This is a genomic window from Pseudomonas sp. UBA6276 (genome assembly GCF_002438365.1).
Taxonomy (GTDB): Bacteria; Pseudomonadota; Gammaproteobacteria; order Pseudomonadales; family Pseudomonadaceae; genus Aquipseudomonas; species Aquipseudomonas coleopterorum.
In genome coordinates, this window is record NZ_DJUS01000025.1 from 1 (window position 1) to 17,440 (window position 17,440).

Here is a 17,440-nt window from a genome sequence, read left to right on the forward strand (position 1 = left end):
TCCAGCGCCGGGATGATGCCTTCAAGGCGGCAGGTGGCATGGAACGCAGCCAACGCCTCTTCATCGGTGATGCTGGTGTAGTTCACGCGCTTGATTTCGTGCAACCAGGCGTGTTCAGGACCGATACCGGGGTAGTCCAGGCCAGCCGAGATGGAGTGTGCGTCAGTGATCTGCCCATCGTTGTCCTGCAGCAGATAGGTGCGATTGCCATGCAGTACACCGGGAATGCCACCGTTGAGGCTGGCGGCGTGCTTGCCCGAATCCACGCCATGGCCGGCAGCTTCGACGCCGATGATCTCCACGCTGCTGTCATCCAGGAAGGGGTGGAACAGGCCCATGGCATTGGAACCACCGCCGACGCAGGCAACCAGGCTGTCGGGCAGGCGACCTTCCTTCTCCTGCATCTGCTCACGGGTTTCCTTGCCGATGATCGACTGGAAGTCGCGCACCATCGCTGGATACGGGTGTGGGCCGGCCACGGTACCGATCAGGTAGAAGGTATCGTCGACATTGGTGACCCAGTCACGCAGGGCATCGTTCATGGCGTCTTTCAAGGTGCCGGTGCCGGAAGTGACCGGCACGATTTCGGCGCCCAGCAGTTTCATGCGAAATACGTTCGCCTGCTGGCGCTCGATGTCGGTGGCACCCATGTAGATCACACAAGGCAGACCGAAGCGCGCGGCCACGGTGGCCGTAGCCACGCCGTGCATGCCGGCGCCGGTTTCGGCGATCAGGCGCTTCTTGCCCATGCGCTTGGCCAGCAGCACCTGACCGATGCAGTTGTTCACCTTGTGTGCGCCGGTGTGGTTGAGTTCTTCACGCTTGAAGTAGATTTTCGCCCCGCCGCAATGTTCGGTCAGGCGCTCGGCGAAATACAGCGGATTGGGCCGGCCGATATAGTCGCGCTGGAAGTAGGCGACCTGCTCGAGAAACTCGGGATCGGCCTTGGCCGCTTCGTATTCCCGAGCCAGCTCAAGCACCAGCGGCATCAGGGTCTCGGCGACGTAGCGGCCGCCGAAGGCGCCGAACAGGCCGTTGCTGTCCGGGCCACTGCGAAGATTGCTCTGGGTCATGCGAAGCTCCAGGGGAAATGAAAGGGCGATGTCACTACTGTACCCACGACAGCCGCTCAGGAAAACCGATAAGATCTCCGCAACCTGTCAGGAATTCTCACATTACCATGAGCCGTGACCTGCCCCCGCTGAATGCTCTCAAGGCATTCGAAGCCACTGCCCGCCTCAACAGCGTCAGCAAGGCGGCTGAATCCTTGAGCGTGACCCACGGTGCCGTCAGCCGACAACTGAAGCTGCTCGAAGAGCATCTGGGCATCGCATTGTTCGTCAAGCAGGGACGTGGCCTGAAACTCACAGATGCCGGCAGTCGGCTACGTGATGCCAGCGCCGAGGCTTTCGAACGCCTGCGTCTGGTCTGTGCGGAATTGAGTCAGGCCCAGGCTCAGGCGCCGTTCGTCCTGGGCTGCTCGGGAAGCCTGCTGGCGCGCTGGTTCATCCCGCGTCTGGGTCGATTGAACAGCGACTTGCCGGACTTGCGCCTGCATCTATCGGCCGGCGAAGGCGATCTGGACCCTCGCCGTCCTGGCCTGGACGCCTTGCTGATGTTTGCCGAACCACCCTGGCCCGCCGACATGGACGTGTTCGAACTGGCCGAAGAACGCATCGGACCTGTGCTCAGCCCGCGCTTCCAGGGATTCGAGGCTTTGCAGAACGGTGCCGCCAAAGACTTGCTCAAGCACACCTTGCTGCACACGACATCACGGCCACAGGCCTGGCCCAGCTGGGCACAGCGCAACGGCCTGGAACCCGAGGCGTTGACCTTGGGACAGGGGTTCGAGCATTTGTATTATCTGCTGGAAGCCGCAGTGGCTGGACTGGGCATTGCCATCGCACCCGAACCGCTGGTGATCGATGACCTGCGGGCCGGGCGTCTGGCCGCGCCATGGGGTTTTACGCAAACCCCGGCGCGGCTGGCGCTTTGGGTCCCGCGGCGCGCCTCGGATGGGCGCGCCCGACAACTGGCGCTATGGCTCAAGCAAGAGCTGGCGCGTCAGGTCGATTAGTTGCTGCGATTGCACATCAGGTAAGCGGCGATCAGACCCAGCGCGCCGACGGCGACGCCAGCTGCGGCCCAAGGGTGCTCTTGAGCGTATTCACGGGTAGCGATACCGGTTTCCTTGGTCTTGACCTTCACTTCTTCGTACGCATCGCTGATCAGGCTGCGCGAGTGGCTCAGCGCGGTCTCGGCATTGGCCTTCAGCGCTTTGAGGGTCTTGCGCGACTCCTCGGTGGAATCTTCCTTCAGGCTTTCCAGGGAGCGCAGCAGACTTTCGATTTCTGCTTCCATGCTTTGCAGCGAGGCCTTGCGGGTCGAAATTGCCATCGGTATCTCTCCTTCGTTGTGATGAATAGCGTGTGTAGATTCCGACTGCGCGGCAGGATGAAAGTGCAGTGCGTATGAACTTTTAGCGCAGAAATCCCCACACAGGTAGACAACCTTTCGTAGTCCATCCACTGGAGAGCACCATGAGCGATCACCACACGTACAAGAAAGTCGAACTGGTCGGTTCCTCGACCACCACCATCGAAGACGCCATCAACAATGCTTTGGCTGAAGCGAGCAAGAGCATCGAGAAGATGGAATGGTTCGAAGTGACCGAAACCCGTGGTCACATCGAAGATGGCCGGGTGGCGCATTTCCAGGTCACGCTGAAAGTCGGCTTCCGTATACAAAATAGCTGACAGAAAACACGGAATCTTCCGACTGGCCGAATGCCATAGGTTAAGTTACAACACCCTCCCGGCGTATCGACCTGACCACAGGCGATCCGCCGTTTGTCTTAAAGCGGCAGTACCAAACCAAGGATGCAAGCGATGAAGCGAATTTTGTTGGCTGTGGGTTTGTTGAGCGTGGCAAGCGGCGTGTTCGCTGCAGGCAAGCCGTGCGAGGAGCTCAAGAGCGAAATCGCCGCGAAGATCGATGCCAACGGCGTGTCGGGTTACACGCTGGAAGTGGTCGACAACGTCACTCCGGATGAAGGTTTCCAGGTTGTCGGTTCGTGTGAAGGCGGCACCAAGGCCATCGTCTACAAGCGCTGATGACGTTGCTGCCATGACCCGCTCCCGCAGGATATTAAATCCCCTGTAGGAGCGGTCAGCGTCCGCGAACAGACGCCGCAGCAACTCAGGTCAGTGCACGCTCAGCCCTGCATCACCTGCGCCAACAGCTCATAGGATCTGAGCCGATCGGCATGTTCATACAGATCGCACGTGAAGATCAGTTCGTCCGCCTGCGTCTGCTCCTGCAACACCTCAAGCTTGGCCTGGATCTTCGCCGGTCCCCCCACCACCGCCAAGCCCAGAAAGTCCCCGACCGCTGCTTTTTCATGGGGCAACCACAACCCTTCCATGCTCTTGACCGGTGGCTGCTGCACCAGGGTCTGGCCACGCATCAGGTTGAGAATGCGCTGGTAGACCGAAGTGGCCAGGTAGTCGGCGTGCTCGTCGCTGTCGGCGGCCACCAATGGCACACCGAGCATCACATACGGCTTGTCCAACACCTCGGAAGGCTGGAAATGGGCGCGATAGACACGGATCGCCTCATGCATGTATCGCGGCGCGAAATGCGAAGCGAAGGCATAGGGAAGACCATACATGCCTGCCAACTGGGCGCTGAACAGGCTCGATCCCAGCAGCCAGATCGGCACGTTGGTCCCGCTACCCGGCACGGCGATCACTTTCTGATCAGGAGTACGAGGCCCAAGGTAGGCCATGAGCTCGCGAACGTCGTCGGGAAAATCGTCGGCACTGCCAGAGCGTTCACGGCGCAGCGCGCGCGCGGTCATCTGGTCCGACCCAGGCGCGCGGCCCAGGCCCAAGTCGATGCGTCCTGGGTACAGACTTTCCAGCGTGCCGAACTGTTCGGCGATCACCAGCGGCGCATGGTTGGGCAGCATCACCCCGCCCGAGCCCACTCGGATCGAGGACGTGCCACCGGCCAGATAGCCCAGCAGCACGGAGGTCGCCGAGCTGGCGATGCCGTCCATGTTGTGGTGCTCGGCCACCCAGAAGCGGTTGTAGCCCCAGGTTTCGGCATGGCGCGCCAGGTCCAGGGCATTGTGCAGCGACCGTGCCGGGCCATGGTCGGCACGTACGGGCACAAGGTCGAGAACGGAGTATTTCGTATCGGTCAAAACGGTCATGATCAATGGCATCCTGTGGGTATGTGGCAGGTGGGATGCCCCGCGCATCTTTGCTACCGAATATTTATTTCTTATCAATAGTCAGTATGGGCATCTTGCCCGGATTCAATAGCCAGCTGTCCGAATCGCGCTGAACTTGCCCAGCGCCCTGCCCTCTGAACACATGACACCGCGCGAACCCGTCGCGCCCATCATGGAGGCTTTTATGAGCATCAAGAAAACCGCATCGGCTGTCTGGAAAGGCGATCTGAAAACCGGTAAGGGCGAGATTTCCACTCAGAGCGGCGCTCTGAAAAGCAATCCCTACGGCTTCAACACCCGTTTCGAAGGCCAGCCGGGCACCAATCCGGAAGAGCTGATCGGCGCAGCGCATGCCGGCTGTTTCTCCATGGCATTCTCGATGATCCTGGGCGGTGAAGGCTTCACCCCCGATGAAATCAAGACTTCCGCCGAAGTCAGCCTGGACAAGGAAGGCGAAGGTTTTGCAATCACCGCCATCAAGCTGACCATGTCGGCCAAGATTCCGAACATTGACCAGGCCAAGTTCGAAGAACTGGCCAACAAGGCGAAGGAAGGCTGTCCGGTATCGAAAGTACTGAACGCCGACATCACCCTGAGCGCCACCCTGGAATCTTGAGGTAGCGTGCGCCCGGTTGCCTTACACTGCCCCCTCATCAGGAGAATCGAGTCATGAAGCAATTGATTTTGGCGATGGCGTGCAGTGTGTTGGCAACCACGGCGTTGGCAGCACCCAAGCCATGTGAGGATTTGAAGGCCGAAATCGAGGCCAAGATCCAGGCCCAGGGTGTCACATCGTACACACTGGAAATTGTCGACAACCTAGATGCCAAGGACCCGAATATGGTCGTGGGCTCCTGCGACAATGGCACGCGCAAGATCGTCTATCAGAAAAACGACGACTGATTGCGCTGCGGTGCAATCACGCCATGACGCTCAAGCAGCCGCTCAGGGAATGCAGTGAATGGCCCGGTCCTCGGCCACGATCTGCCTGCTCGAATCATATAGCCGCGCACTGGCTTGCATGGCAATCGCCCTGCCCTCCAACCGGTAGCGCTCGCCAGCCTTGAAACCGTCATAGCGCACGGTCAGGTAGCAGGTACGGTCGAACGGGTCGTTGACCAGCCCGCCTCCGGCATACATCTCGTAATCAAACCGCACTTCAAGCTCATGGCTTCCGGGATTCACCTGGAAATAGCGCCCATCGTTGAGCTTGCGGCCATCCAGACTTTCCGCCATGACCAGGCGCCCGGTCGTGGTGAACATGTCGATCCAGGCTTTGCCCGGATCGACGGTGGGCAACGGCGGGTTGGCGCAGCCAGCGAGCGTGGCGAAGGTCAACAGGGCGAGCACGGCGCGCATGGGAGTTCCTTGGCTGCAGAGAACCATCGGCAAGACGAGTATCGAGTCTAGAAGCTTTGTGCCGACGGCGCGAGTCGGCGCCGTCAGTGGTTATACCGGGTGAGCGGTGCTCAAGTGCTCTGACAGCCCGCGGGTTGGGCCTGGCCGACCAGCTTGCGCTGCTCGTCGTAGAGTCTGGCCCAAGGGCTGAAGCCGACGCTGCCCGCTTCCAGGAAATAGCGTTGGCCCGCATCAAAGCTTGCGTAGGTAACGTTCAATTCACAATTACGCCACAGCGGTGCGGGCACCGGACCGATGTTGGTTGGCTCTACCGGAAATTGCAGGCGTACGGTCAGCTCATGGCGGCCGGGTTCGACTTCGAAATAACGCGTGTCGGTCCATTCCTTCTCGTCGACCTGGGCCGCGTGCAGTGCGTTCTGGTCGTCGGCCGCAAGATCGATCCAGGCCTGGTTGGGATCCGGGTCGGGCAGTCCGGCACAGCCGGCAAGCGTCAGCAGGCTGCCAGCAATGATCAATGCGCGCATGGAATTCTCCTCATGGGATCGTAAGATGCAGGGTCAGCGCCGATAACACCTGCTCGCTGGCGGGCCTGGCCATGGAAAACCACATGCATGAATTCGTTGTTGTTCGTCGTTCCATTCTTGCCGCACTCGACCGCGGTTTGCGCCTGTTTGTTCCCCTGAGCCTGCTGTTCCTGCTCAACGGTTGCAGCAGCGCGGGCTATTACGGCCAGTTGATGCAGGGCCAGTGGCAGCTGTTGCAGGCACGCGAGCCGGTGGCGCAGATCCTTGCCGATCCGTCGCGCGACCCGCGGCTGCGCGAGCAATTGCAGCGTGCCCAGGCGGCCCGCGACTTCGCCAGCGAGCACTTGCATCTACCGGACAACCGCAGCTATCGCCTGTACGCCGACATCGGTCGGCCATTGGTGGTGTGGAACGTGTTCGCCACACCGGAGTTTTCCCTGGCGCCGTTGACCCATTGCTTCCCGATTGCCGGTTGCGTGGCTTATCGCGGTTACTACAGTCAGTCCGGTGCTCGGGACGAAGCGGCGTTGCAGAAGCTGGCGGGCCGGGATGTCTACGTGGGTGGCGTCGAGGCTTACTCGACCCTGGGCTGGTTCGACGATCCGATTCTCAACACCATGCTCGGTTGGGGCGACGAGCGTCTGGCCACTCTGATCTTCCATGAGCTGGCGCATCAGCGTGTGTATGTGAAAGACGACACCGAATTCAATGAGTCCTTCGCCACCTTCGTCGAGCAGGAAGGCACCCGGCAGTGGCGTGCCCAGCGAGGCTTGCCGCCGGTGGCAAGCACGCTGGTGGCGCAACGTGACCAGTTCACCGCCTTGGTGCTCGCGACCCGCGAACGCCTGGCTGCGCTGTACGCCCAACCGTTATCTGAGCAGGCCATGCGCACGGGCAAGGCTGCCGAGTTCGAGCGCCTGCGCCGCGAGTATCGCCAGCTGCGCGATGGGCCTTGGCAGGGAGACAGGCGTTTCGATACCTGGATCAACGGGCCGATGAACAATGCCAAGCTGTTGCCGTTTGGTCTGTACGACCAGTGGGTGCCGGCGTTCGCGGGTTTGTTCCGGCAGGTCGCTGGCGATTGGCGCGCCTTTTATGATCGGGCGGCGGCACTGGGCAAGTTACCGATGGACGAGCGCAGAGTTGAGTTGGCGCGGTTGGGTGGGTAGTTTTGCAGTGCCCTTTCGGGCCTATTTGCGGCCACTGGCCGCTCCTACAGGGTTGCGAGAAGTCTTGTGTAGGAGTGGTCAGTGGCCACGAATGGCCCGCATCGTTACCGACTCATCCTGCGCCTTGCAGGAACGCCTCATGCAGCGCCTGCAACGTGTCGAAATGATACGTCGGGTTCTCCAGGACTAATTCCGCCCGCGAACCGAAACCATAGCCCACCGCCGCGCAATCCAGACCGTTGCTGCGTGCGCCGATCAGGTCGTGCTTGCGGTCGCCGACCATCAAGGTCTGGGCAGGGTCCAGCTTTTCCTGTTCCACGATGTAGGCAATCAGCTGCACCTTGTCGGTCCGCGTGCCATCCAGTTCGCTGCCGTAGATGACCTTGAAGTGCCTGGCGAAATCGAAGTGCCGGGCGATCTCCCGGGCGAATTCCCAGGGTTTTGAAGTGGCGATATACAGATGCCGGCCTTGTCCCTGAAGGGTTTCGAGCAGTGCGATGACACCTGCGAAGATCTGGTTTTCGTACAGGCCGGTGACGCGGAAGCGTTCGCGATAGAAATTCACCGCCTGCCAGGCGCGGGCCTCGTCGAAGCCGTAGGCGTGCATGAACTGCTCGAGCAATGGCGGACCGATGAAGTGTTCCAGATTGCGCAGGTCGGGTTCGTCGATGCCCAGCTTGGCCAAGGCATACTGAATGGAGCGGGTGATGCCCTCGCGCGGGTCGGTCAAGGTGCCGTCGAGGTCGAACAGAATGTTTTGATAGTGCACGGAATCAGTCCTTGTCGAAGCCTTCGGCCAGGTGTTGGTCCTTGAGCTTCACGTAGTTGCCAGCGGTGTAGGTGAAGAACGCACGTTCCTTGTCCGTCAGCGGCCGGGCCTGCCTGGCCGGACTGCCCACGTACAGAAAGCCGCTCTGCAGGCGTTTGCCCGGAGCTACCAGGCTGCCGGCGCCGATGATCACGTCGTCTTCCACCACCGCGCCGTCCATGACGGTACTGCCCATGCCGACCAGGATGCGATTGCCCAGGGTGCAGCCGTGGAGCATGACTTTGTGTCCAATTGTGACATCGTCGCCGATCAGCAGCGGGAAACCGTCCGGATTGAAAGGGCCGGCATGGGTGATGTGCAGCACGCTGGCATCCTGCACGCTGGTGCGTTTGCCGATGCGGATTCGGTGCATGTCGCCGCGGATCACGGTCAGCGGCCAGACCGAGCTGTCGGTGCCGATCTCGACGTCGCCGATCACCACCGCCGAGCGGTCGACGAAGGCGCGTTCGCCCAGGCGCGGCGTATGCTGCTGGAAATTGCGAATGGCCACGATAGGCATCCTCTGTGTTGTCGATAGCTGCGGTGAGTCGTAATTGTAATTAAGATGTCCCAGTGTTTCTTCATAGCCAAGGTGTTTAACCGTGAGCGCGAATCCCCTTCTGCAGTCCTACGACCTGCCGCCGTTCTCGGCGATCCGTGCCGAGCACGTACAACCGGCGATTGAACAGATCCTGGCCGACAACCGCGCGGCCATTGCCCACATTCTGCAAACCCAGGGCAGCCAGCCTACCTGGGCCGGCCTGGTGCTGGCCATGGACGAGCTGAACGACCGCCTGGGCGCTGCCTGGAGCCCGGTCAGCCACCTCAACGCCGTGTGCAACAGCGCCGAACTGCGCCAGGCCTATGAGGCCTGCCTGCCGGCGCTCAGTGCCTACTCCACCGAATTGGGTCAGAACCGCGAGCTGTTCCAGGCCTTCGAAACCCTGGCCAACAGTCCTGAAGCCGCGGGCTTCGACGTAGCCCAGAAGACCATTCTGGAGCATTCGCTGCGTGACTTCCGCCTGTCCGGTATCGATCTGCCGGTGGATCAGCAGCAGCGCTACGCCCAGGTGCAGAGCAAGCTGTCGGAGCTGGGTAGCCGTTTCTCCAACCAATTGCTCGACGCCACCCAGGCCTGGACCAAGCACGTCACCGACGAATCGGCCCTGGCCGGGTTGACCGATTCGGCCAAGGCGCAAATGGCGGCCGCAGCACAGGCCAAGGGTCTGGACGGCTGGCTGATCAGCCTGGAGTTCCCCAGCTATTACGCCGTCATGACCTACGCTCAAGACCGCGCCCTGCGTGAAGAAGTCTACGCAGCCTATTGCACCCGCGCCTCGGACCAGGGCCCCAACGCCGGCCAGAACAACAACGGCCCGGTGATGCGCGAGATCCTCGACCTGCGTCAGGAATTAGCCGAGCTGTTGGGCTATGCCAGTTATTCGGAATTGAGCCTGGCCACCAAGATGGCCGAGTCGACCGATCAGGTGCTGACCTTCCTGCGTGACCTGGCCCAGCGCAGCAAGCCGTTCGCGGCCCAGGACCTGGAGCAGCTGCGCGCCTATGCTGCCGAACAGGGCTGTGCCGACCTGCAAAGCTGGGACAGCGGTTTCTACGGGGAAAAACTGCGTGAGCAGCGCTACAGCGTTTCCCAGGAAGCGCTGCGCGCCTACTTCCCGATCGACAAGGTCCTGGGCGGCCTGTTCGCCATCGTGCAGCGCCTGTACGGTATCGAGATCGCCGAGCAGAAAGGTTTCGACACCTGGCACCCTGACGTGCGCTTGTTCGAGATCAAGGAAAACGGCCAGCATGTGGGCCGCTTCTTCTTCGACCTCTACGCCCGCGCCAACAAGCGTGGCGGCGCCTGGATGGACGGTGCCCGCGACCGCCGTCGCACCGAGAATGGCGAGCTGCAGAGCCCGGTGGCCAACCTGGTGTGCAACTTCACCCCGGCCGATGCCGGCAAACCGGCGCTGCTGACTCACGACGAAGTCACCACGCTGTTCCACGAGTTCGGCCACGGCCTGCATCACTTGCTGACGCGGGTCGAGCACGTCGGCGTGTCGGGTATCAACGGCGTGGCGTGGGATGCGGTCGAGCTGCCCAGCCAGTTCATGGAAAACTGGTGCTGGGAGCCCGAAGGCCTGGCCTTGATCTCGGGTCACTACGAAACCGGCGAGCCGCTGCCTCAGGACCTGCTGGAAAAAATGCTGGCGGCGAAGAACTTCCAGTCTGGCCTGATGATGGTCCGCCAGATCGAGTTCTCGCTGTTCGACTTCGAGCTGCATGCTTCCCATGGCGATGGCCGCAGCGTGATGGAAGTGCTGGACGGTGTCCGTGACGAGGTTTCGGTCATGCGTCCGCCGGCCTACAACCGCTTCCCCAACAGCTTCGCGCACATCTTCGCCGGCGGCTACGCGGCGGGCTATTACAGCTACAAGTGGGCCGAAGTGCTGTCGGCCGATGCGTTCAGCAAGTTCGAGGAAGACGGCGTGCTCAATGCCGACACCGGCCGCGCCTTCCGCGAAGCCATTCTGGCGCGTGGCGGATCGCAGGCTCCGATGGTGTTGTTCGTCGACTTCCGCGGTCGCGAGCCGTCCATCGATGCCCTGTTGCGCCATAGCGGTCTGAGCGAGGAAGCGGCGGCATGATCACCAAGAAACGCTTCATCGCCGGGGCCGTCTGCCCGGCCTGCAGCGAGCCGGACAAGCTGATGATGTGGAGCGTCGACGAGGTCCCCCATCGCGAGTGCGTGGCCTGTGGTTACAGCGACACGCTCAATGCGCAGGGCCAGTCGGTGCCCAGCGAACTGGGCACGCGGGTCAACAAGGTGGCCGTCAAGGTCGCCCGGCCCACCTCGCAACCGGTGCAGTTCTTCCCCAACCCCAAGCTCAAGAAGCCTTGAGCCAGGCCTGCCGTCGACTTGCCGCACGGGCAGGTCGACGGCAATAGCCGGCTACCACTTCGCAGATCGTTCGCCTTCCTAGACTGGCTCGCCACTCAGGCGTCACTCAAGGAATCGAACATGACCACCGCACCCTCGTCGGTACTCCCCGCGCTTCTTGCCGACAACCCCTTGCTGGGCAACCACGAGATAGTCCCCTATCACCTCATCAAGGCCGAACACGTCGAGCCGGCCATCACCCATGTGATCGAGAGCAACTTGCGTCAGCTGGCGCAACTACTCCCCGAGCAGCTCGAATCACCCACGTGGGAAGGCTTGGTCAAGCCATTGGAAGACATGCATCAGCGCTTGCTGGCGGTGCTGCAACCCGAGCAGTTGCTCAGTCGCCATCACCATCTGGCGGTGATCGAGGCATATGCGAAATGCCGCGAGCGGGTACAGGCCTATGAGTCGGCCATCAAACACAACCGCACGGTGCAGGCCGCCTTGCAACTGCTGCAGCAAAGCCCGCAGGCCCTCGAATTCGATTCGACCCAGCAGGCGGCATTGAATCACGCCCTGCGCGCCGCGCGATTGGCCGGGGTGGGCACTGCGCGTGCGACCCAGATGCGCATCGAACGCCTGCACGTGGAACTGGCGGGGTTGTACCAGACGTTCGCCGATAACCTGGACGCGGCCAGCCAGGCCTGGACCTTGGCCCTCGACGATGAAGCTGCACTGGCGGGTATCGCCCCCGCCGTACGCGCCAGCATGGCCCAGCGGGCACGCGAGGCCGGCCTTTCTGGTTGGCTACTGACCCTGGAACTGCCGATGGTGCTGGCGGTGGCGAGCCAGGCTCACGACCGCTCGCTGCGCGAACAGGTGTACAAGGCCTTCTACACCCAGGCTTCGGACCAGGGCCCGCGCGCTGGAGAGAATGACAACGGGCCGGTGCTGCAACGCATCCTCGCGGCCCGTGCCGAGTTGGCCGAAGCGAGTGGGTATCGCAGCTACGCCTCGCTGGCTCAGGCCACACGCATGTTCGACGAAGCCGCCGACGTGGAGAAGCTGCTGCTGCAGCTGATCGACAAGGTTCGCCCCGCGGCGCAGGCCGAATTCGCCCCTGTGCAGGAACTGGCCGCGCTGTTCAGTGTGCCAACGCTGGAGGCCTGGGACTGCAACTACTATCAGGAAAAATACCTGCAGATCCATCACGGTGTGACGGAACTCAAGGTGCGCGAATATTTCCCCATGCAGGCGGTGATGGACGGCACGCAACACTTGCTGGCCCAGTTGTTCGACGTGCAGTGGCACGAATGCCCGCCAGCACCGCGCCAACCGGCTTCGGTGCGGTTGTTCCAGATCAGCGAAGGGGATCAGGTGCTTGGCTACATTTACCTGGACCTGCACACCCGGCCGAAGAAGCGCGCGGGTGCCTGGATGGAGGCTCTGCGTGACCGCCACCGCTTCGCCGACGGACGCCTGCAACTGCCGATTGCCCATGTGGGCTGTGATTTCGCTGCCCAGACGCCAGAGTTTCCCTGCCTTTTGAGCCTGGGCGATATCCAGACGTTCTTCCACGAGTTGGGCCATGCGTTGCACCACGTGCTGACCCGCATCGATCACGGCAGTGTCTCGGGCATCAAGGGCGTGGCCGAAGATGCGGTGGAACTGCCCAGCGGCGTGTTCGAACACTGGGCCATGCAGCCGGAAATCCTGCAATCGATGTCGCGGCATTATCTGACCGGTGAACGGATCGACAGCGCTTACGTTGAACAGGCGCTCGCGGCCAAGGCTCGCTTCCGTGCCCAGGCGCTGCTGTGGCAGCTCGAATACGCCCTGGTGGACTATCGCCTGCACAGCACGAGCAGTGGGCTTTCACCGCAGGAGATCGGTGAACAGGTGCTTGAAAACACGCAAGTGGTACGTCATCCACCCTATGTGCGTTGGCTCAACACCTTCGCTCACGTATTCACTGCCGCGGACTACGCGGCCGGTTATTACAGTTATGTCTGGGCGCAGGTGCTCGCGGCCCACCTGTTCACTCGCTTCGAACGTGAAGGGCTGTTGGCGAGTCAGGCGGGTGAGGATTTCCAGCGTCTGATTCTGGCCTCCGGCGGAACGCGGCCATTCGCGGAGCTGGTCGAAAGCTTTGCCGGCAGCAAGCCGGGTATCGAGGCGTTACTGGCGGATCTGGGCATCAAGGCTTGACGGATTTGAACAATGACGTCCAGCCAGTCAGTGCATATTGAGGCTGAAACCGGTTTCATTTGCCGTCACAAATAGATACATTTGTCGGTTGAAGCGCCAGGGCGGCATTTTGCCGCGCCTGGCTTCGTGCCGAATGTGTCGCGTCTGCGCCTTCCACAAAGCATCACCCGCCTCTGGCCGCGTGGTGCAACGAACACGTACCGCTGAGCTGCGCATCGATAAAAACCGTATCGAACAGCTGATGAGAACCCTGATGTCCGAGCAAGAAAACAACCCGCGCCGGGATTTTCTGCGCAAAACACTGACCTTGATTCCGGTGGTGACCGTTGCCAGTAGCGGCCTGGGCCTCGGTGCCCTGACGGCCGATGCCCAGGCGGATACGCGGACCGCGCCACCTAAGCCGGTGCCAACCGCCGATTATCAGCCGTCGTTTTTCACCGCTGAAGAGTGGGCTTTCGTACAGGCCGCGGTGGCTCGGCTGATTCCAGCGGATGACCTGGGCCCCGGTGCCCTGGAAGCCGGCGCAGCGGAATTCATTGATCGGCAGATGAACACCCCGTATGCCACGGGGGCATTGTGGTACATGCAAGGTCCGTTCGTGACCGATGCCCCGCCCCAGATGGGCTATCAACTGCAGCTGGTGCCCCAGCAGATCTACCGTCTGGGCATCGCTGCCACTGATGCCTGGTGCAAGGCTCAATCGGGCAAAGTGTTCGCTGAGCAAGACAGCGCTACCCAGGACCGTATTCTCGGCAAGATCGAAGCCGGAGAGCTGGTTTTCGACGAACTGCCCGCCACTGCCTTCTTCAGTCTGATCCTGCAGAACACCCGTGAAGGCTTCTTCTGTGACCCCGTGCACGGCGGCAACAAGGGCATGGTCGGCTGGACTCAGATCGGTTTTCCCGGCGCACGCGCCGACTTCATGGATTGGGTGGAACGCAACGAGCAATACCCCTTCCCGGCTGTATCGATTCGCGGCGAGAGGGCCTGACATGACAACGGTAATGAAGAAAGTCGACGCGGTCATCGTCGGGTTCGGCTGGACAGGCGCGATCATGGCCAAGGAACTCACCGAGGCAGGTCTCAACGTGGTAGCGCTGGAGCGCGGCCCGATGCAGGACACCTACCCGGACGGCAGTTATCCACAGGTGATCGACGAGTTGACCTACAGCGTGCGCAAGAAGCTGTTTCAGGACATCTCCAAAGAAACCGTGACCATCCGCCACAGCGTCAACGACGTTGCACTGCCCAACCGCCAGTTGGGTGCGTTTCTGCCGGGCAAGGGTGTCGGCGGCGCCGGTCTGCATTGGTCGGGCGTGCACTTCCGTGTCGATCCCATGGAACTGCGCATGCGCAGCCACTACGAGGAGCGCTACGGCAAGCAGTTCATCCCCAAGGACATGACCATCCAGGACTTCGGTGTCAGCTATGAAGAGTTGGAACCGTTCTTCGATTTCGCCGAAAAAGTCTTCGGCACCTCGGGTCAGGCCTGGACGGTGAACGGCGTGCGGGTCGGCGAAGGCAAGGGTGGCAACCCCTATGCACCGGATCGTTCCAACCCGTTCCCGCTGGCCTCGCAGAAGAACACCGTTTCGGCGCAGCTGTTCCAGAAGGCCGCCGCCGAGGTCGGTTACAAGCCGTACAATCTGCCGTCGGCCAATACATCGGGGCCGTACACCAACCCCTATGGTGCGCAGATGGGCCCCTGCAACTTCTGCGGTTTCTGCAGCGGCTATGTCTGCTACATGTATTCCAAGGCGTCACCGAACGTGAACATCCTGCCGGCGTTGCGCCAGGTCGAAACCTTCGAGCTGCGCACCAACGCCCATGTACTGCGGGTCAATCTGGACAGCACCAAGCGCAAGGCGACCGGCGTGACCTACGTCGATGCCCAGGGGCGTGAAGTCGAGCAGCCGGCGGACCTGGTGATTCTCGGTGCGTTCCAGTTCAACAACGTGCGCCTGATGCTGCTTTCCGGTATCGGCAAGCCCTACGATCCCAAGACCGGCGAAGGTGTGGTCGGCAAGAACTTCGCCTACCAGAACATGGCCACCATCAAGGCCTTCTTCGACAAGGACACCCACACCAACAACTTCATCGGCGCCGGTGGCAACGGTGTGGCGTTCGACGACTTCAATGCCGACAACTTCGACCACGGACCTCATGGCTTCGTCGGCGGCTCGCCGATGTGGGTCAACCAGGCCGGCAGCCGACCCATCGCCGGCACGGCCAATCCACCGGGCACGCCAGCCTGGGGCAGCGCCTGGAAGAAGGCCACCGCCGACTACTACACCCATCAGGTGTCGATGGACGCCCACGGCGCCCATCAATCTTACCGCGGCAACTACCTGGATCTGGATCCGGTGTACCGCGATGCCTATGGCCTGCCGTTGCTGCGCATGACCTTCGACTGGCAGGAAAACGACATCAAGATGAACCGCTTCATGGTCGAGAAAATGAGCAAGGTCGCCCAGGCCATGAACCCCAAGACCATTGCCTTGCTGGGCAAGAAGGTCGGCGAGCATTTCAATACCGCCTCCTACCAGACCACCCACCTTAACGGTGGCGCGATCATGGGCACCGATCCCAAGACCAGTGCGATCAACCGCTACCTGCAGTGCTGGGATGTGCACAACGTGTTCGTTCCAGGCGCCTCGGCCTTTCCCCAGGGGCTGGGCTACAACCCCACCGGCCTGGTGGCGGCACTGACCTACTGGTCGGCACGGGCCATTCGCGAGCAGTACCTGAAGAACCCAGGCCCGCTGGTGCAGGCATAAGGAGCGCAGAGATGAACGTTATCCAGATCGCTGCGCTGACCCTGCTCGCCAGTCTGTTGACCAGCCTGCCGGCCAGGGCCGCAGAGTCCGACGACGCCCTGATCGAGCAGGGCCGTTACCTGGCCCGTGCCGGTGACTGCGTGGCCTGCCATACCGCCAAGGGCGGTGCGCCGTTCGCCGGCGGGTTGGGCATGGAGACGCCGATCGGCACGGTTTACTCGACCAACATCACGCCGCACAGCGACGGCATCGGCAACTACAGCTTCGAAGACTTCGACAAGGCCGTGCGCCACGGCATCGGCAAGAGCGGCAGCAGCCTGTATCCGGCCATGCCCTACCCGTCTTATGCACGGGTCAGCGACGCCGACATGCACGCCCTGTACGCCTACTTCATGAAGGGCGTGGCGCCGGTGGCCGAACCAAACAAGCCGACCGACATTCCCTGGCCACTGAGCATGCGCTGGCCGCTGGCGATCTGGCGCGGACTGTTCGCCCCTCCGGTCAGCGCCTATCAGCCGCCGCCGGGCTCCGATCCGGTGATCAGCCGCGGCGCCTACCTGGTCGAAGGGCTTGGGCACTGTGGCGCCTGCCATACCCCACGGGCGATCACCATGCAGGAGAAGGCCCTGAGCGCCGGCGACAACGCCGACTTCCTGGCTGGCAGCGCACCGCTCGAAGGCTGGATCGCCAAGAGCCTGCGCGGCGATCACAAGGACGGTCTGGGCAGTTGGAGCGAGGAGCAACTGGTGCAGTTTCTCAAGACCGGCCGCAGCGATCGCAGTGCGGTGTTCGGCGGCATGAGCGATGTGGTCGAGCACAGCATGCAGTACATGACCCATGAAGACCTCACGGCCATCGCTCGATACCTGAAGACGCTGCCGGCGGTGGACCGTGCCGACAAGCCCCATGAATACGACGCACGTGTGTCTGACGCACTGTGGAAGGGAGACGACAGCAAGGTCGGTGCCGGGGTGTACATCGACAACTGCGCGGCCTGTCATCGGACCGATGGCCAGGGCTACACCCGTGTGTTCCCGGCCTTGGCTGGCAACCCGGTGCTGCAGACCGAGGATGCCAGTTCGCTGATCCATATCGTGCTGGCAGGTGGCACGTTGCCGGCCACGCACACGGCGCCGTCGACCTTCACCATGCCCGGCTTCGCCTGGCGCCTGTCCGATCAGGAAGTGGCTGATGTGGTGAACTTCATCCGCACCAGCTGGGGCAATCAGGGCTCGACGGTGTCGGCCGACGACGTCAAGCAGATGCGCGGCGACGACATGAAGCACACCTCCGGCGATGACCTGGGGCAGTCCACCAGCCATTGATCATGGCTGGCGGCCTCTTCGCGGGCAGAGACCCGCTCCCACAGGTTGTTCAAGAGTTCGCATACCTGTGGGAGCGGGTCTCTGCCCGCGAAGAGGCCCTCACTGACCCCCTCCAGTAAAAAGACCCCCCTCAATCCCAGCCTTGT

The 17,440-nt window shown here is 61.9% G+C and carries 19 protein-coding genes; 12 read left to right on the top strand and 7 right to left on the bottom strand.

The window, feature by feature from the left end:
• On the bottom strand, positions 1 to 1,073 hold a 1,073-nt coding region (trpB, locus tag B2V21_RS03380; protein WP_286916031.1), incomplete at its 3' end, for a tryptophan synthase subunit beta.
• Positions 1,074 to 1,180: 107 nt separating this feature from the next.
• Here trpB and B2V21_RS03385 point away from each other — a divergent pair.
• On the top strand, positions 1,181 to 2,077 hold the full coding sequence (locus tag B2V21_RS03385; protein WP_286916032.1) for a LysR family transcriptional regulator: 897 nt from the start codon (positions 1,181 to 1,183) through the stop codon (positions 2,075 to 2,077).
• Here the strand turns inward: B2V21_RS03385 and B2V21_RS03390 are convergent.
• On the bottom strand, positions 2,074 to 2,397 hold the full coding sequence (locus B2V21_RS03390) for a DUF883 family protein (protein WP_282347053.1): 324 nt from the start codon (positions 2,395 to 2,397) through the stop codon (positions 2,074 to 2,076). The genes B2V21_RS03385 and B2V21_RS03390 overlap by 4 nt on opposite strands.
• A 143-nt stretch (positions 2,398 to 2,540) precedes the next feature.
• Here B2V21_RS03390 and B2V21_RS03395 point away from each other — a divergent pair, with 143 nt between their 5' ends.
• On the top strand, positions 2,541 to 2,756 hold the full coding sequence (locus B2V21_RS03395) for a dodecin (protein WP_043191958.1): 216 nt from the start codon (positions 2,541 to 2,543) through the stop codon (positions 2,754 to 2,756).
• 132 nt (positions 2,757 to 2,888) lie between these two features.
• Entirely contained in the window at positions 2,889 to 3,113 is a 225-nt protein-coding gene (locus tag B2V21_RS03400) for a DUF1161 domain-containing protein (protein WP_049860487.1), read from the top strand.
• Positions 3,114 to 3,214: 101 nt separating this feature from the next.
• Here B2V21_RS03400 and B2V21_RS03405 read toward each other — a convergent pair whose 3' ends face one another.
• Positions 3,215 to 4,216: an LLM class flavin-dependent oxidoreductase gene (locus B2V21_RS03405; RefSeq protein WP_056844870.1), complete on the bottom strand. Its 1,002-nt coding sequence runs from the start codon at positions 4,214 to 4,216 to the stop codon at positions 3,215 to 3,217.
• Positions 4,217 to 4,427: 211 nt separating this feature from the next.
• On the opposite strand from B2V21_RS03405, the gene B2V21_RS03410 reads away from it, so the two are divergent.
• Positions 4,428 to 4,853: an OsmC family protein gene (locus B2V21_RS03410; RefSeq protein WP_043193753.1), complete on the top strand. Its 426-nt coding sequence runs from the start codon at positions 4,428 to 4,430 to the stop codon at positions 4,851 to 4,853.
• Between the two features lie 53 nt (positions 4,854 to 4,906).
• Positions 4,907 to 5,140, top strand: coding sequence for a DUF1161 domain-containing protein (locus B2V21_RS03415; RefSeq protein ID WP_049860489.1), 234 nt, complete (start codon positions 4,907 to 4,909; stop codon positions 5,138 to 5,140).
• A 42-nt stretch (positions 5,141 to 5,182) separates the two neighbouring features.
• Here the strand turns inward: B2V21_RS03415 and B2V21_RS03420 are convergent, their stop codons facing one another.
• Both B2V21_RS03420 and B2V21_RS03425 read right to left on the bottom strand, forming a co-directional pair.
• Complete coding sequence (locus B2V21_RS03420; protein ID WP_049860490.1) at positions 5,183 to 5,596, bottom strand: hypothetical protein; 414 nt, start codon at positions 5,594 to 5,596, stop codon at positions 5,183 to 5,185.
• Between the two features lie 110 nt (positions 5,597 to 5,706).
• Positions 5,707 to 6,120, bottom strand: coding sequence for a hypothetical protein (locus B2V21_RS03425; RefSeq protein ID WP_286916033.1), 414 nt, complete (start codon positions 6,118 to 6,120; stop codon positions 5,707 to 5,709).
• 83 nt (positions 6,121 to 6,203) lie between these two features.
• Between B2V21_RS03425 and B2V21_RS03430 the strand changes: the two genes are divergently transcribed.
• Complete coding sequence (locus B2V21_RS03430) at positions 6,204 to 7,289, top strand: aminopeptidase (RefSeq protein WP_286916034.1); 1,086 nt, start codon at positions 6,204 to 6,206, stop codon at positions 7,287 to 7,289.
• A gap of 112 nt (positions 7,290 to 7,401) precedes the next feature.
• Here the strand turns inward: B2V21_RS03430 and B2V21_RS03435 are convergent, their stop codons facing one another.
• Complete coding sequence (locus B2V21_RS03435) at positions 7,402 to 8,058, bottom strand: HAD family hydrolase (protein WP_286916035.1); 657 nt, start codon at positions 8,056 to 8,058, stop codon at positions 7,402 to 7,404.
• Between the two features lie 4 nt (positions 8,059 to 8,062).
• Positions 8,063 to 8,608, bottom strand: a complete 546-nt coding sequence (locus tag B2V21_RS03440) for a gamma carbonic anhydrase family protein (protein WP_043191947.1) — start codon at positions 8,606 to 8,608, stop codon at positions 8,063 to 8,065.
• Between the two features lie 91 nt (positions 8,609 to 8,699).
• Here B2V21_RS03440 and prlC point away from each other — a divergent pair, with 91 nt between their 5' ends.
• The 6 genes from prlC to B2V21_RS03470 all read left to right on the top strand — a co-directional run bounded on the left by prlC (position 8,700) and on the right by B2V21_RS03470 (position 17,294).
• Entirely contained in the window at positions 8,700 to 10,748 is a 2,049-nt protein-coding gene (gene prlC, locus B2V21_RS03445) for an oligopeptidase A (RefSeq protein WP_286916036.1), read from the top strand.
• Positions 10,745 to 11,002, top strand: coding sequence for a YheV family putative zinc ribbon protein (locus B2V21_RS03450; protein ID WP_043191945.1), 258 nt, complete (start codon positions 10,745 to 10,747; stop codon positions 11,000 to 11,002). Before prlC ends, B2V21_RS03450 begins: the two co-directional genes overlap by 4 nt.
• 120 nt (positions 11,003 to 11,122) lie before the next feature.
• Positions 11,123 to 13,192, top strand: coding sequence for a M3 family metallopeptidase (locus B2V21_RS03455; RefSeq protein ID WP_286916037.1), 2,070 nt, complete (start codon positions 11,123 to 11,125; stop codon positions 13,190 to 13,192).
• A 253-nt stretch (positions 13,193 to 13,445) separates the two neighbouring features.
• Positions 13,446 to 14,183, top strand: coding sequence for a gluconate 2-dehydrogenase subunit 3 family protein (locus B2V21_RS03460; protein WP_049860496.1), 738 nt, complete (start codon positions 13,446 to 13,448; stop codon positions 14,181 to 14,183).
• A 1-nt stretch (position 14,184) separates the two neighbouring features.
• The gene (locus B2V21_RS03465) at positions 14,185 to 15,969 is read left to right on the top strand and encodes a GMC family oxidoreductase (protein ID WP_286916038.1); all 1,785 of its coding nucleotides are present in this window, start codon (positions 14,185 to 14,187) and stop codon (positions 15,967 to 15,969) included.
• A gap of 11 nt (positions 15,970 to 15,980) precedes the next feature.
• Positions 15,981 to 17,294, top strand: coding sequence for a c-type cytochrome (locus B2V21_RS03470; RefSeq protein WP_282347022.1), 1,314 nt, complete (start codon positions 15,981 to 15,983; stop codon positions 17,292 to 17,294).
• Positions 17,295 to 17,440 lie beyond the last annotated feature (146 nt).

Excerpts from the sequence above, each read along its gene's own strand:
- B2V21_RS03385 (WP_286916032.1), top strand. The coding sequence starts at position 1,181 with ATGAGCCGTGACCTGCCCCCGCTGAATGCTCTCAAGGCATTCGAAGCC.
- B2V21_RS03390 (WP_282347053.1), bottom strand. The coding sequence starts at position 2,397 with ATGGCAATTTCGACCCGCAAGGCCTCGCTGCAAAGCATGGAAGCAGAA.
- B2V21_RS03395 (WP_043191958.1), top strand. The coding sequence starts at position 2,541 with ATGAGCGATCACCACACGTACAAGAAAGTCGAACTGGTCGGTTCCTCG.
- B2V21_RS03400 (WP_049860487.1), top strand. The coding sequence starts at position 2,889 with ATGAAGCGAATTTTGTTGGCTGTGGGTTTGTTGAGCGTGGCAAGCGGC.
- B2V21_RS03405 (WP_056844870.1), bottom strand. The coding sequence starts at position 4,216 with ATGACCGTTTTGACCGATACGAAATACTCCGTTCTCGACCTTGTGCCC.
- B2V21_RS03415 (WP_049860489.1), top strand. The coding sequence starts at position 4,907 with ATGAAGCAATTGATTTTGGCGATGGCGTGCAGTGTGTTGGCAACCACG.
- B2V21_RS03420 (WP_049860490.1), bottom strand. The coding sequence starts at position 5,596 with ATGCGCGCCGTGCTCGCCCTGTTGACCTTCGCCACGCTCGCTGGCTGC.
- B2V21_RS03425 (WP_286916033.1), bottom strand. The coding sequence starts at position 6,120 with ATGCGCGCATTGATCATTGCTGGCAGCCTGCTGACGCTTGCCGGCTGT.
- B2V21_RS03430 (WP_286916034.1), top strand. The coding sequence starts at position 6,204 with ATGCATGAATTCGTTGTTGTTCGTCGTTCCATTCTTGCCGCACTCGAC.
- B2V21_RS03450 (WP_043191945.1), top strand. The coding sequence starts at position 10,745 with ATGATCACCAAGAAACGCTTCATCGCCGGGGCCGTCTGCCCGGCCTGC.
- B2V21_RS03455 (WP_286916037.1), top strand. The coding sequence starts at position 11,123 with ATGACCACCGCACCCTCGTCGGTACTCCCCGCGCTTCTTGCCGACAAC.
- B2V21_RS03460 (WP_049860496.1), top strand. The coding sequence starts at position 13,446 with ATGTCCGAGCAAGAAAACAACCCGCGCCGGGATTTTCTGCGCAAAACA.
- B2V21_RS03465 (WP_286916038.1), top strand. The coding sequence starts at position 14,185 with ATGACAACGGTAATGAAGAAAGTCGACGCGGTCATCGTCGGGTTCGGC.
- B2V21_RS03470 (WP_282347022.1), top strand. The coding sequence starts at position 15,981 with ATGAACGTTATCCAGATCGCTGCGCTGACCCTGCTCGCCAGTCTGTTG.